We start from the raw sequence: 14,207 nt of genomic DNA, 5'->3' as shown, positions 1-14,207 counted from the left end.
CGTCAGCGATCAGTTCAGGAGTTTCCGCCATGAGCCTTCCCGGCCCCTCACTTTCCGGCCTGCGGCGCGTCCTCGCCCGGGACTCAACCTTCGCCCGGGTGCAGGCCGAGGCGTCCCGGCCGGTCTCCGCCCGCAGCGAGGGCTACCAGCTCAGCGCCCCGGCCGGGCTGCGCGCGGCCCTGCTCGCCGAGGTATCGGACGGCCTGCTCGCGTCCGACGCCGCCGGCGCAGAAGGCGCGGCTGCCCCCGTCGTGTTGGCGGTGACCGCCACCGGGCGTGAGGCGGAGGACCTGGTGCAGGCCCTGGACGCGTTCCTGCCCGCCGGCAGCATCGCCGAGTTCCCCAGCTGGGAGACCCTCCCGCACGAGCGGCTCTCCCCGCGCTCGGACACCGTCGGCCGCCGCCTCTCCGTGCTGCGCCGGCTGGCCCACCCGGAGGCCTCCGGCACGCCGCTGCGCGTCGTTGTCGCCCCCGTCCGCGCCGTCGTGCAGCCGATCGTGGCGGGGCTCGGCGAGCTGGTGCCCGTGACCCTGACGGTGGGCCAGGAGGCCCCGTTCGGGGACGTGGTGAAGAACCTCGCCGCCGCAGCCTACGCCCGGGTGGACATGGTCACCCGGCGCGGCGAGTTCGCCGTCCGCGGCGGCATGCTGGACGTCTTCCCGCCCACCGAGGACCACCCCATCCGGGTGGAGTTCTTCGGCGACGAGGTCGAACAGATGCGCTGGTTTGCCGTCGCCGACCAGCGCTCGCTGACCGCCCCCGGCGTGCACCACCCCACCGAACTGCACGCGCCGCCGTGCCGCGAAATCCTCATCACCCCCTCCGTGATGTCCCGCGCCGCGACGCTGAAGTCCCAGCTGCCGGCCGCGGCGGACATGCTGGAGAAGATCGCCGGCGGCATCGCCGTCGAGGGCATGGAGTCCCTCGCCCCGGTGCTGGTGGACTCGATGGTTCCGTTCGTGGACCAGTTCCCGGCCGGTTCGATCACCGTCGTGATCGAACCCGAGAAGGTCCGCACCCGCGCCCACGACCTCGCCGCCACCAACGAGGAATTCCTTGAGGCGGCCTGGTCCACGGCCTCCGACGGCGGGGCCGCGCCGCTGGATCTGAGCGCCGCCGCGTCCGAGGCGCTGCACTCGGCCAGCTTCCGGTCCCTGGCCGAGACCCGTGCCACCGCGCTGGAGCACCAGGTGTCCTGGTGGTCGATCAGCTCCCTGGCCAGCGACGAGGAGCTGCTGCCGGACATCGACGTCGTGAACCTGCACGCCCGCGAACCGCGCGGCTACCAGGGCGACGTCGCCGAGATGATGGACTTCATCGGCTCGCACGTGCGCGACCAGTGGCGGATCGTCGTCGCCACCGAGGGCCCCGGCCCCGCCCAGCGTCTCGCCGAACTCTTCCACGACAACGACATCCCCTGCGCCCGGGTCGAGACGCTGGAAGCCGAGCCGCAGCCGGGCCTGATCGAGGTCACCACCGCGTGCGTGGGCCGCGGCTTCGTCCTGGACGGGCTCAAGACCGCGCTGCTGACCGAGGCGGACCTGCTGGGCCGCACCTCCGCCGGGTCCACCAAGGACATGCGGAAGATGCCCTCCAAGCGCCGCAACGCCGTCGACCCGCTGCAGCTGCTCGCGGGCGACTTCGTGGTGCACGAACAGCACGGCATCGGCCGGTTCGTGGAGCTGATCCAGCGCAAGGTCGCCGGTGGCGGCGACGGCGTGCGTGAGTACCTGGTGCTCGAGTACGCCCCGTCCAAGCGCGGTGCCCCCGGCGACCGGCTCTTCGTCCCCACCGACCAGCTGGACCAGGTCACCCGCTACGTCGGCGGCGACACCCCGGTGCTGAGCAAGATGGGCGGCTCCGACTGGGCCAGCACCAAGTCCAAGGCCCGCAAGGCGGTCAAGGAGATCGCCGGCGAACTGATCCGGCTTTACTCCGCCCGGATGGCCTCCCGCGGCCACGCCTTCGGCCCGGACACGCCCTGGCAGCGTGAGCTCGAGGAGGCCTTCCCCTATGTGGAGACCCCGGACCAGTTGACGACCATCAACGAGGTCAAGGCGGACATGGAGCGGGAGATCCCGATGGACCGCCTGGTCTCCGGCGATGTGGGCTACGGCAAGACCGAGATCGCCGTCCGGGCCGCGTTCAAGGCCGTCCAGGACGGCAAGCAGGTGGCCGTGCTGGTGCCCACCACCCTGCTCGCGCAGCAGCACTACGAGACGTTCACCGAGCGGTTCTCCGGCTTCCCGCTGCGGGTCCGCCCGCTGTCCCGTTTCCAGGCCGCCAAGGAGGCCAAGGAGACGGCCGAGGGCGTCAAGACCGGCGCCGTCGACGTCGTGATCGGCACCCACCGGCTGCTGTCCAAGGACTTTGAGTTCAAGGACCTGGGCCTGGTGATCGTGGACGAGGAGCAGCGCTTCGGCGTCGAGCACAAGGAGGCGCTGAAGAAGATGCGCACCAACGTGGACGTCCTGGCCATGAGCGCGACGCCGATCCCGCGCACCCTGGAGATGTCGCTCACCGGCATCCGCGAGACCTCCACCCTGGCCACCCCGCCGGAGGAGCGCCACCCGGTGCTGACCTACGTGGGCCCGTACACGGACAAGCAGACCTCCGCCGCGATCCGCCGCGAGCTGATGCGCGAGGGGCAGGTCTTCTTCGTGCACAACCGGGTCTCCACGATCGAGCGCACCGCCGCGAAGATCCGCGAACTCGTGCCGGAGGCGCGCGTGGAGGTGGCGCACGGCAAGATGTCCGAGAGCCGGCTGGAACAGATCATCGTGGACTTCTGGGAGAAGCGCTTCGACGTCCTGGTCTGCACCACCATCATCGAGACCGGCCTGGACATCTCCAACGCCAACACCTTGATCGTCGACGGTGCGGATAAGTACGGGCTCTCCCAGCTGCACCAGCTGCGCGGTCGCGTGGGCCGCGGCCGGGAACGCGCCTACGCCTACTTCCTCTACCCCTCGGAGAAGCCGCTGGGCGAGGTGGCGCTGGAACGGCTCAAGGCCGTCGCCACCCACAACGAGCTCGGCGCCGGGATGCAGCTGGCCATGAAGGACCTCGAAATCCGCGGCGCCGGCAACCTGCTCGGCGGCGAACAGTCCGGCCACATCCAGGGCGTCGGCTTCGACCTCTACATCCGGCTGGTGGGCGAGGCCGTGGCGGACTACCGCGGCGAGGCCGAGGAGAAGGCCGCCGAGATGAAGATCGAGCTGCCGGTCAACGCGCACCTGCCGCACGACTACGTCCCGGGCGAACGGCTGCGCCTCGAGGCCTACCGAAAGCTGGCCTCCGCCCTGACCAACGAGGCCATCGAGGAGGTCGAGGCCGAGCTGGTGGACCGCTACGGCGAGCTGCCGCTGCCCGCGCAGAACCTCGTGGCCGTGGCCCGATTCCGGGTCGGGGCGCGCGAGGCGGGCTTGACGGACGTCGCCCTGCAGGGGAACTTCATCAAGTTCTCGCCCGCCCAGCTGCCCGAGTCCAAGCAGATGCGGCTGGCCCGCATGTACCCGGGCTCGCAGACCAAGCCGGCGCTGGACGCGGTGCTGATTCCCAAGCCCAAGACCGCCCGGATCGGCGGCCGCGACCTGCAGGACGCCGAGATCCTGGCCTGGGCCAACAGCGTCATCGAGTCGATCTTCACCGACGCCCCGCCCGCCGCGGGCTAGGCCGTGATGGGAGGACACCACGCCGCGTCAGGTGCCGCGGCGTGGGTGGCTATTGCCTCGACCGGGCCGTACACGCTCGGCTGGTACCCGCTGGACCCCGCCGGGATCGTCATCGGCGGGATGGCGACGGCGGGGACGGCGCTGATCTGCGACTGGGACCACCGCTCGTCCACGGTGGCGCACGCGCTGCCGCCGCTCTCGAACCTGATCGCCGTGGGGATCGAGAACGCCTCCGGCGGCCACCGCCAGGGCACCCACTCGGTGCTGGGGGCCGCGTTCTTCGTGCTGCTAGCCGCGCTGGCCGGGAAGATCCAGCTGCAGACCGACTGGGGCCTGCTCTCGGTGGGCGCCGGACTGCTGTGCATGTTCCTGATCAACATCGCCGCGAAGGCCCTGAAGCTCTTCCCCAAGTACGGGGTGGTCAGCAACTGGATCTTCGCGCTCACCATGGCCGGGCTGGTGACCTGGTTCGCCCCGCACCAGTGGTCCTGGCTGCCGGTGTCCATGCTGACCGGCGTGCTGGTGCACATCATCGGGGACATGATCACCACCGGGGGAGTGCCGCTGCTGTGGCCGATCGTGGTCAAACCGCCGAAGTTCCTGCGGAGGCTGCCGCTGGTCAAGGACGTCTGGAAGGCCAACGGGGCGTTCTCCATCCCGCTCCTGGGCCGGGCCGGTTCGCGGCGCGAGTGGCTGGTGCTGATCCCCGTCGGCGCCTACGCCATGGTGGGAATGTGCGTCGCCGCCGTCGACGTCGCCCGCGGGCACTTCCCGGCGGCGGTCGCCTTCGGCTCCGCCGTCGTCGGCCGTCTGCTCGGCACGGGAAGCTAGCCGCGCCCGTCCGGAACCGGCCGTTAAACGACTGAAGCCCCGGCGGACCGGGGCTTCAGTTGTTGAACGAGGCTTAGTGTTCGCCGGCCGAGTCCGAGCGGCCGGTGATGGTCTGCGGGATCCAGAACGCCAGGGCGAACAGCACCAGGCAGGCAAGCATCGGCCAGGGGTTGCCCAGGGTCAGGAACGACAGCGAGTACAGGGCGCCGAAGAAGAGCGCCATCATGATGATAAACAGCACCACGCTGGATGCCAGGTTGTTCTCGCCCCGACGGGTTTTGGCGGTCTTACCGTTGTTGCTGGACATTCGTTCCTCCTCGGCCCCGCGGGGCTGTAAAAACTGTGGCGGCGTGCTTCCGGTGCGGCGCTCAGTACGCGGACGAACCCTGTTCGCCCTTGACGATCGCGATGCCGGAGCTGGCGCCAATACGTGTTGCACCAGCAGCTATCATAGCCTGCGCGTCGGCGAGGGACCGCACGCCGCCGGAGGCCTTGACGCCCAGGTCCGGTCCCACGGTGCGGCGCATCAGGGTGACGTCCTCGACCGTCGCGCCGCCGCCGTTGAAGCCGGTGGAGGTCTTGACGAAGTCGGCGCCGGCCTCGACGGCGGCCTCGCAGGCGAGGACCTTCTGCGCGTCGTCCAGCAGGGAGGTCTCGATGATGACCTTGAGGATGGCGCCGCCGGCGTGGACGGTCTCGGCCACGGCACGGATGTCATCGACCAGGGCGCCCTTGTCGCCGGCGCGGGCGGCGGCGATGTTGATCACCATGTCGATCTCGTCCGCGCCGTCGAGCACGGCGCCGCGGGCCTCGAACGCCTTGACGTCGCTGGGGGTCGCGCCGAGCGGGAAGCCGATCACGGAGCAGGTCAGCACGCCGGAGCCCTTGAGGGCGGTCTTGACGGTCTTGACCCAGATCGGGTTCACGCAGACGGACTTGAACTGGTACTCGGCGGCCTCGGAGCAGACCTTGAGCACGTCGGCCTCGCCGGCCTCCGGCTTGAGCAGGGTGTGGTCGATGAACGCGGCGATGTTGCCGGTGCCGTGGTGGAGGTCCTGGCCGGTGCCGGAGGCCCCGGCCGTGGTGGCGTCGTTGCTCATGGTGGTCCCTTTCCTGACGGGACGGATCATGGCCGGCCCGGCTGCTGACGCGGCGCGCGTCGTGGCTTCTCAGTGCACCATCTTGCCATATGGGAACACGCCGGCCGGGGCTCAGGCGGCGGCAGCGACGGGGATCTGGAGGCAGGCCTGCACGAGCCCGGCGGCGCAGATGCTGGCGGCTGACCCGGCGGCCACCAGCAGGCCCAGCCGGACGCCGTCGAGCGCCGCGGCGTCGCCGATCGCCCAGATCCCGGGCACGGAGGTGCGGTAGTCGGCGCCCACCAGGATGCCGCCCTGGGCGGCGGTGGCCAGCCCGGCGGTGCGGGCCAGCGCGTCCCGGGAGATCCGCTCCTCGGCGAGGACCACCAGGTCACCGCTCATGCTCGAGCCGTCCTCGAAGACGATCCCGGAGGCCGGCAGTACGGACCCTGCGAGGGTGGGGACGACGGCGGCGGGCCGCAGCGTGGTGCGGACTGGGCGGACGCCGCGGGCCCGCAGCACCGCCTCGGCCTGGCCCGCTGCCGTGCCCGTGCCCACCAGGATGCCCAGCGGCCGCCGGCCCAGGACCCGGGTGACGTCCTTGACCGCGTCGCCGAGGGTGCCGGCGTCGTCGATCGTGGAGTAGCTCAAGCACCGGCCCGAGCCCTCGATCGGGGCCAGGGCCGGGGCCGAGCCGGTGGCGATGACCAGCTGGTCGTAGCCGAATTCGAGGCCGTCCGCCGTCGTCACCCGCCGCTGCTCGGCGTCGATGAAGCTGGCGGGCTGGCCGAACCGGACCGAGACCTGGGGGAGGACGGCCAGCTCCAGCAGTTCCGCCGGGGCGTCGTCCCGGTTGCTGAGGACCGTGATGGCGCCGCCGAACGGGGTGCGGGTGAGCTGGCGGACCAGGGCCTGCGCCGCCGGACCGGCCCCGGCGATCACGATCCGCGGCGAGGAGGCCACGGTGGTTGCGGCGGTGCTGGCGGCGGAGGATTTCGGTGCGGACATGTGCTGGCCCTTTCGCTGGCGGGCCTGCTGGTGTGGCCCCTGTTTCTGTTGTTCCCCAGCGTAGGAGGCCGGTTTTTCGCGCACGTTTCTTCGGTGTTGCGGTATTTTCGCTCCCTGTTCGCCAATTGTTACCAGCTGGTAATGGCGTGGCTCACACCCGGAGCCGGTAGCCCCGTTTCACCACAGTTTCCACCAGCGAGGCGTCCGGCAACGCGGACCGGAGCCGGCTGACCGTCATGTCCAGCGCGTGCACCGAGCCGCGCAGTTCCAGCAGTTCCGAGAGCGACTCCCGGGACAGCACGGCGCCGCCGGCTCCCAGCAGCGCCCGCATCAGCAGCAGCGGCGCGGGTGCCAGTTCCACGGGGTCGCCGTCGATCCGCAGCGACCGGCCGCGCAGCTCCACCGCGCCGGCGGCGGTGTCCAGCCGGCGGACGTGGTTCAGGGCCAGGTGTTCGCAGACCAGCCGGATCAGCGCGCCCATCCGGAACCGTTCCGGCACCAGCGGCTGCACGCCGGCGTCGACCAGCGGCTGGGCGGTGATGGGGCCGACGACGGCGGTGGCCACCGTGGTCTTCAGCGCCGCGACCAGTTGCTTGTACAGGCCCATCTCGTGCGCGGTGCTCCACAGCGCATCGACGGCTGGGGCGGAGGTGAACGTCAGCACGTCGAGGCTGCCGTTGCAGGCGGCCTCGATCAGCTTGGGCAGCCGGCCGGCGCCCTCGGGTTTGACCCAGCGGTAGGGGGTGACGGTCATGACGTTCGCCCCGGACATCCGGAGCCGCTCCAGCTGCCGGACGTCGGTGTAGCCGTGCAGCTGGACGGCGACGGTCTTGCCGCGCACACCCTCGGCCAGCAGCATGTCCACCAGGGTGGCGGTGGTCTCGTCGCTGCTGATCCCGACGTCGGCCAGGCCGGCCGCGCGCACGGCGCCGCGGGCCTTGGGCCCGCGGACGAACATCCGGGTGGCGCCCAGGGTCTCCAGCAGCTGGTCGCCGATGCCGAAGCTGTCCGCCGCCTCGCACCAGCGGCGCATGCCGTAGGCGGTGGTGGCGATGCACAGCTGCGGCCGGGCCTCGATGATGGCGCGGCTGTCCTCGATCAGCCGGTGGTCCTCCTGCACCGGGGCGATTTTCAACGCCGGGGCGTGCAGCACCTCGGCGCCGCGGCGTTCCAGGGCCTCGATCAGGTCCTGCGAGCGGCGGTGCGAGGTGACGCCGATCCGGAAGCCTTCCAGCGGCAGGTCGGCGGATCCGGCGGCGTCGGTGGCGGTGCCGGCCAGGCTGTTCACGGTCACGGCGCTCACGCCCCGACCAGGGACGCCGCGAGGCGGTCCAGTTCGGCAGCGGCGGCGTCGCAGCCCCGGTTCGCCTCCGCGACCCGGACCACCTCGCCGATCACCAGGACGGCGGGGTTGCCGCAGCCGGCGGCGGCCGTGGTGATGCCGCCCAGGTCCGCGATGGTGGTGCGCTGGCCGGGCTGGTAGCCGCGCTCGATCACCGCCACCGGCATATCCGCGCGCATCCCGGCCCGGCGCAGCCCGGCCGCCAGCTGGTGCAGCGTGCCGATGCCCATCAGCACCACGATGGTCCCGCCGAGCCCGGCCAGGTGCCGGTGCTCGTCTTCGGTCAGCGGGGCATGGCCGGAGACCACCGTGAACAGGCGGCTGACCTCGCGGTGCGTGACCGGGATGCCGGCGGCGGCCGGGACGGAGACGGCGCTGGTGACCCCGGAAATGACCCGGACCGGCAGCCCGGCGCGCACGCAGGCGGCCACCTCCTCGCCGCCGCGGCCAAAGACGTACGGGTCGCCGCCCTTGAGCCGGACCACGTTCGCGCCGGCCAGGGCGGCGGCGACCATCAGCTCCTCGATGCCGGCCTGGCTGACCTTGTGGTGGCCGGGGGTCTTGCCCACGTCCACGAGGTCAGCGGTGGTCAGGGACGGCAGGTCCTGGTGCGGTGCCAGCCGGTCGTAGAAGACCACGTCGGCGTCGCGCAGGGCGGCGACCGCGGCGACGGTCAGCAGCTCCCCGGCTCCGGGGCCGCCGCCCACCAGGGTGACGTGCCCTGGCGGGCCGGCCGCGGGTTCGGCGGCGACCGGCACCCCGGCGGCGCGGAACCGGTCCAGGCGGGCCGGCCAGCCGGGCTGGCCGTCGTCCACCGCGGCCACCAGGAAGGGCAGCGGACCCGCGGCAGTCGGGGCGTCCGGGCCGGTGAGGCGGCTGACGACGGCGCCGGCGGCCCGGTAGCGCAGGACGGCCTGCCGGGCGGCGGCGTCGGAGCCGGCGACCAGGACGGTCCGGCCGGTGAGTTCGATGCTGAGCTGCATGCTTAGACCCTGCTTTCGGTGGGTTCGCCGGCGGCGGGGCCGGCCGACCTGACGGGGATGGTCGTGGCGATCAGCCGGGAGCGTTTCTCTTCCGCGGTGGCGGGCCGCATCTGGCCGCGCTCGTCGGGGACGAGGGTGATGGAGTCGTCCTTCTGGTCCGGGGCGTTGACGAAGGAGCGGAAGCGGCGCAGCCGGTCCGGGTCCTGCAGGGTCTCGGCCCACTCGTCGACGTAGGTGTCCACGTGTTTGGCCATGGCGGCCTCCAGGTCCGCGGCGATGCCCAGGCTGTCGTGCACCACCACGTCCTCGACGTGGCGGATGCCGCCGTCGAGCTCCTCCTGCCAGCGGGCGGCGCGCTGCAGCCGGTCGGCGGTGCGGATGTAGTACATGAAGTAGCGGTCGATGTAGCGGATCAGCGTCTCGTCGTCGAGGTCCTTGGCGAGCAGCTGGGCGTGCGCCGGTGTGGCGCCGCCGTTGCCGCCGACGTAGAGGTTCCAGCCGTCCGCGGTGGCGATCACGCCGACATCCTTGCCGCGGGCCTCGGCGCATTCGCGGGCGCAGCCGGAGACTCCCATCTTCAGCTTGTGCGGGCTGCGCAGGCCGCGGTACCGGAGTTCCAGGCGGATGGCCATGGCCACCGAATCCTGCACCCCGAAGCGGCACCAGGTGGACCCGACGCAGGATTTTACGGTGCGCAGGCTCTTGCCGTAGGCCTGGCCGGATTCGAACCCGGCGTCCACCAGCAGCTTCCAGATCTCCGGGAGCTGTTCCAGCCGGGCCCCGAACATGTCGATCCGCTGGCCGCCGGTGATCTTCGTGTACAGGCCGTACTTTTCGGCGACGGCGGCGATCACGCCGAGTTTCTGCGGCGTGATCTCGCCGCCCGCGATCCGCGGCACCACCGAGTAGGTGCCGTCCTTTTGCATGTTCGCCAGGGCCCGGTCGTTGGTGTCCTGCAGGGTGCCGCGGCCGGCGTCGAGGACGTAGGCGCCGTGCTGGCTGGCGAGGATGTTGGCGATGGTGGGCTTGCAGATATCGCAGCCCTCCCCGCTGCCGTAGCGGGCCATGACGTCCTCGAAGGAGGTCAGTGCCAGCACCCGGATGGCGTCGAAGAGTTCCTGGCGGGAGAGTCCGATGTGTTCGCACAGCGCCGTGGAGACCTCGACGCCGGACTTGGTGAGTTCGCCGTCGAGGAGCTTCTTGAGCATCGGGACGCAGGACCCGCAGCTGGTGCCGGCGCGGGTGCAGCCCTTGAGCCCGGGGAGGTCCCGGACCGGTTCGCTGCCCTCGCAGGCGCCGCAGCCGTTAACGGCATCGCGGATGGCCCCGGCGGCCACGTTGTTGCAGGAGCAGAGGACGGCGTCGTCGGGCAGCTCGGCCGCGAGGGCGTCGACCCCGCCGCCAGCCGCGGTGAGGTAGGCGCCGGGTTCGGCCGGCAGTGTCCGGCCCAGCAGCGGCCGCAGCGCGGTGTACGGGGCGGCATCGCCGACGAAGATCCCGCCGAGCAGGGTGGTGGCGTCGTCGGTGGTGACGATCTTTTGGTAGACGCCGCGGGCCGGGTCCGCGTAGACGATCTCCAGCGCGTGGCCGGTGCGGGCGAAGGCGTCGCCGAAGCTGGCGACGTCGACGCCGGAGAGCTTGAGTTTGGTGGCGGTGTCGAAGCCGGGGAAGGTCGCGGCGCCGCCGTGTAGCCGGTCCGCGACGATTTCCGCCATCGTGTTCGCCGGCGCCACCAGGCCAAGGCACATGCCGCCGAAGTTGGCCACCTCGCCGATCGCCCAGATCCCGGGGACCTCGGTGCGGCAGTCCTCGCCGATGACGACGCCGCCGCGCGGGCCGAGCCGGAACTGCTGCGGGCCGTCGTCGCCGGGGCGGAACAGCTCGTCGCGGGGCCGCACGCCGACGGCGGTGATGACGATGTCGGCGTCGACCACGCGCCCATCGGCCAGCAGCACGCCGGTGACCTGTCCGGCGTCGTCGGAGAGCACCTCGGCGGGGAAGACGCCGCCGTGGACGGTGAAGCCCTTGGCCTCGATCAGCCGGCCGAGGGCCTGCCCGGCGCCCTCGTCCAACTGGGTATTCATCAGCCAGGGGGAGCCGTTGATGACGATCGGATTGGCGCCGAGCTGGGCGGTGCCGGCAGCCGCCTCAAGGCCCAGCAGCCCGCCGCCGACGGTGACGGCGTTGACAGTGCGGCCCAGCGCCGCGGTGAGGTCCGCGATTTCCTGGTTGATGGCCCGGACGTCCTCCAGGGTGCGGTAGACGTGGGTGTGTTCGGCGCCCGGGATGGGCAGGCGGGCCGCGTCCGAGCCGGTCGCGACCACCAGCTCGTCGTAGGGGTAGACGGTGCCGGCGGCGGTCTGCACGGTTTTCGCGGCGGTGTCAATGCCGGTGGCGCGCTCGCCGGTCCGGAGCGTGAGCGCCTCGTTCTCCCACAGGGAGGCCTCGCCCAGGGTGAGGTCCACGCCGGTATCGGTCAGCGCCTTGCTCAGCGCCACCCGGTCGTAGGGCAGGTGGGCCTCCTCGGTCAGCACGGTGATCTGCCAGCCGGCCAGGCCACGGGCGTGCATGGCCTCCACGAAACGGTGCGCTGCGGGGCCGCCGCCGGCGACGACGACGCGGCGCGCCGCGGCGGGTGCGGGGGAGGAGGAAGGGCGGGGGCTGGCGGTCTGTCCGGTCACGGGTGGCCTTTCGTTGGGCCGCAGGCGGTGTGCTGCAACATCTCCGGCCAGCCTAGGCAGCGGCAGTTTCGCGTCAGTTTCCCGATTGTTTCGTGGTCTTAACTTCTGCATCACGGACGGGTTTCGGCCCGGGTGAGGTCTCTTTTACCGGCCGGACACATGGGCTGTATGCGGCCGTTACACGACAGTCCTAGCGTGGGGGAATGGCCGCAGTGGCGGCCGGAAAACCGGACAGCAAGCAGGGAGGAGCCCCGGATGACTGCCGTACTGGATGACGCGGCCCGCAGTTTTGCGGAGCAGATGGCGGGAACGCACGGGACCGGCTGGCACCGGATCTGCGCGGTGCAGGACCTGGAGCCGGGCTGGGGTGAGGCGGCGCTGGTCGCGGGGCGGCAGGTGGCCGTGTTCCGCACGGCCGGCGGTGAGGTCTACGCCGTCGACCACGCCGACCCGGCCACCGGAGCGCACGTCATGGCACGGGGGATCACCGGGTCCCGGGGGACCCGGCGGACCCTGGCGTCCCCGTTGCACAAGGAGGTCTACGACCTGCTGACCGGGGAGTGCCTCGGCAACCCGGAGCTGCGGCTGGCCACCTACCCGGCGCGCGCTGCCGACGGTTTCATCGAAATCCGTCTTTAGCCCCGCACGGCAGCCCGAGGGTTTAGAGGCCCAGGGCCTCGCGCACGTCGGCCAGCACCGCGTCCAGCGCGGCGCGGGCCTCCTGCCGGGCCTGGGGCAGGCCGGCGGCGGATTCCACGCCCCGGATCACCTCCAGGTAGCACTTGAGCTTCGGCTCGGTGCCGCTGGGCCGGATGATCACGCGGCTGCCGTCGCGGGTCAGGTAGAGCAGGCCGTCGGTGGGCGGAAGCTGTTCGCTGCCCTCGGCCAGGTCCGCGGCGGTCTCCACGGCGGAGCCGCCGAAGGATTCCGGCGGGCTGACCCTCAGCCGGTTCATCATGGCGTCCAGCAGGCCCAGGTCCGCCACCCGGATGCTGAGCTGGTCGCTGGCGTGCAGGCCGTGCACCAGATACAGCTCGTCGAGGGTGTCGAAGATGGTCCGGCCGGCGGCCTTGGCCGCGGCGGCGAGTTCGGCGATCAGCACGGCGGCGGAGATGCCGTCCTTGTCGCGGACCAGGGACGGGGCCACGCAGTAGCCCAGGGCCTCCTCGTAGCCGTAGAGCAGGTGCGGGACGCGGGCGATCCACTTGAAGCCGGTGAGGGTTTCCTTGTGCTCGTAGCCGGCGGCGGTGGCCACACGGGCCAGCAGCCGGGAGGAAACGATGGAGTTGGCGAACACGCCGGCGGTTTCGCCGTCCTGCGCGGCGCCCGCGGCACCCGCGGCAGCCCCGCCGTCGGCCGCGAGCCGGGCGGCCACGTGCGCGCCCAGCAGGGCGCCCACCTCGTCGCCGCGCAGCATCCGCCAGGCGCCGGTGTCCGGGTCCTTGGCCGCCACCGCTGCGCGGTCGGCGTCGGGGTCGTTGGCGATCACGATGTCCGCGTCCACCCGGGCCGCGGTCTCCAGCGCCAGGTCAAGGGCGCCGGGTTCCTCGGGGTTGGGGAAGCTGACGGTGGGGAAGTCCGGGTCCGGTAGGGCCTGCTCGGTGACCAGGGTGACGTCCGCGAAGCCGGCGGCGTTCAGCACGGCGACGGCGGTTTCCCCGCCCACGCCGTGCATGGGGGTCAGGACGATCTTCAGGTCGCGGGCCGGGAAGTGCTCCGGCATCACCAGCGCCGCGACGGCGGCCTGGTAGTCGGCGGCGATGGAGGGCTCCAGGACCGTCCAGCCGTCCCCGGCGAGGGCGATCGACTCGAGTGCGCCGACGGCGTCGATCTCGGCGGCGATCCGGGCGTCGTAGGGTGCCACGATCTGGGCGCCGCGGCCGGACTCCTCGACGGCGTGCCGGCCCAGGTAGACCTTGTACCCGTTGTCCTGCGGGGGGTTGTGGCTGGCGGTGACCATCACGCCGCCGTCGCAGTCCAGGGCGCGGACGGCGTAGGCCAGCAGCGGGGTGGGCAGCGCGGCGGGCATCAGGAACGTCTCGATGCCGGCGGCGGTGAAGATGGCGGCGGTCTCGCGGGCGAACACGTCCGAGTTGTGCCGGGCGTCGTAGCCGACGACGGCGCGCGGCCGGGTGCCGGCGGCGGCCCGGCCGACGGCGCCGGTGAGGAAGGCGGCGAGCCCGGCGGCGGCGCGCCGGACCACCACGCGGTTCATGCGGTTCGGGCCCGGGCCGAGGGCGGCGCGCAGGCCGGCCGTGCCGAACTCCAGGGTGCCGCTGAAGCTGTCCGCGAGTTCCTGGCGGGCGCCGGGAGCGCCTTCCTCGGTGAGGCGGATGAGCTCGGCCAGGGCGGCGGCGGTGGCCGGATCCGGGTCCTGTCCGGCCCAGGCGCGGGCTTCGCCCAGGAGAACATTCAGTGCGGCATCGGAAGACGTCATGGATACCAAACTAGCGGCAAACCGGGGGCCGGCGCGCCGCGACAAGCGCGCGCGGCCTTACAGTTCCATCACGTCCGGACCCTCCGCAGGGCTTGCTCAGGATTGCCGCAGGAGAGCCCCACCGGGCCCCTTGGCCCGTTGACACCCCAATTTCCGGACACATAGCGTCTGG

General features: G+C 71.9%; 10 protein-coding genes, 1 tRNA gene and 1 pseudogene. 3 read left to right on the top strand and 9 right to left on the bottom strand.

Annotation, left to right across the window (positions count from 1 at the left end; genetic code table 11):
• Nucleotides 1–29: 29 nt before the first annotated feature.
• Both mfd and ABC337_RS02755 read left to right on the top strand, forming a co-directional pair.
• Nucleotides 30–3,674 (top strand): transcription-repair coupling factor, encoded by a 3,645-nt coding sequence (gene mfd, locus ABC337_RS02760; protein ID WP_412882467.1) that lies wholly within the window; start codon nucleotides 30–32, stop codon nucleotides 3,672–3,674.
• A gap of 6 nt (nucleotides 3,675–3,680) precedes the next feature.
• Entirely contained in the window at nucleotides 3,681–4,505 is an 825-nt protein-coding gene (locus tag ABC337_RS02755) for a metal-dependent hydrolase (RefSeq protein ID WP_412882468.1), read from the top strand.
• Nucleotides 4,506–4,578: 73 nt separating this feature from the next.
• Here ABC337_RS02755 and ABC337_RS02750 read toward each other — a convergent pair whose 3' ends face one another.
• The 8 genes and pseudogenes from ABC337_RS02750 to ABC337_RS02715 form a co-directional block, all read right to left on the bottom strand.
• Nucleotides 4,579–4,812: a hypothetical protein gene (locus ABC337_RS02750; protein ID WP_412882469.1), complete on the bottom strand. Its 234-nt coding sequence runs from the start codon at nucleotides 4,810–4,812 to the stop codon at nucleotides 4,579–4,581.
• Nucleotides 4,813–4,873: 61 nt separating this feature from the next.
• On the bottom strand, nucleotides 4,874–5,605 hold the full coding sequence (gene deoC, locus ABC337_RS02745) for a deoxyribose-phosphate aldolase (protein WP_364136913.1): 732 nt from the start codon (nucleotides 5,603–5,605) through the stop codon (nucleotides 4,874–4,876).
• A 111-nt stretch (nucleotides 5,606–5,716) separates the two neighbouring features.
• A complete protein-coding gene (locus tag ABC337_RS02740) occupies nucleotides 5,717–6,592 on the bottom strand; it encodes an FAD-dependent oxidoreductase (RefSeq protein WP_412882470.1) in 876 nt (291 codons plus the stop codon).
• A gap of 151 nt (nucleotides 6,593–6,743) precedes the next feature.
• On the bottom strand, nucleotides 6,744–7,886 hold the full coding sequence (locus ABC337_RS02735) for a uroporphyrinogen-III synthase (RefSeq protein ID WP_412883235.1): 1,143 nt from the start codon (nucleotides 7,884–7,886) through the stop codon (nucleotides 6,744–6,746).
• Nucleotides 7,887–7,891: 5 nt separating this feature from the next.
• The gene (gene cobA / locus ABC337_RS02730; protein ID WP_412882471.1) at nucleotides 7,892–8,917 is read right to left on the bottom strand and encodes a uroporphyrinogen-III C-methyltransferase; all 1,026 of its coding nucleotides are present in this window, start codon (nucleotides 8,915–8,917) and stop codon (nucleotides 7,892–7,894) included.
• Between the two features lie 2 nt (nucleotides 8,918–8,919).
• Nucleotides 8,920–9,657 (bottom strand): nitrite reductase large subunit NirB family protein, encoded by a 738-nt coding sequence (locus ABC337_RS02725; protein WP_412882472.1) that lies wholly within the window; start codon nucleotides 9,655–9,657, stop codon nucleotides 8,920–8,922.
• A tRNA-OTHER gene (locus ABC337_RS02720) sits at nucleotides 9,626–9,745 on the bottom strand. Before ABC337_RS02720 ends, ABC337_RS02725 begins: the two co-directional genes overlap by 32 nt.
• Nucleotides 9,715–11,487, bottom strand: a pseudogene (locus ABC337_RS02715) (FAD-dependent oxidoreductase); the annotation flags it as partial. The gene ABC337_RS02720 and the pseudogene ABC337_RS02715, both read right to left, overlap by 31 nt.
• A 366-nt stretch (nucleotides 11,488–11,853) precedes the next feature.
• Here ABC337_RS02715 and nirD point away from each other — a divergent pair.
• Nucleotides 11,854–12,237: a nitrite reductase small subunit NirD gene (gene nirD / locus ABC337_RS02710; RefSeq protein WP_412882473.1), complete on the top strand. Its 384-nt coding sequence runs from the start codon at nucleotides 11,854–11,856 to the stop codon at nucleotides 12,235–12,237.
• Between the two features lie 22 nt (nucleotides 12,238–12,259).
• On the opposite strand, the gene ABC337_RS02705 is transcribed toward nirD, so the two are convergent.
• Entirely contained in the window at nucleotides 12,260–14,035 is a 1,776-nt protein-coding gene (locus ABC337_RS02705; protein WP_412882474.1) for a phospho-sugar mutase, read from the bottom strand.
• Between the last annotated feature and the right edge of the window lie 172 nt (nucleotides 14,036–14,207).

This window comes from Arthrobacter phoenicis (assembly GCF_047238215.1).
GTDB lineage: Bacteria > Actinomycetota > Actinomycetes > Actinomycetales > Micrococcaceae > Arthrobacter.
Note: the sequence above shows the minus strand (reverse complement) of the source record. Positions and strands in the feature narration are given on the sequence as shown.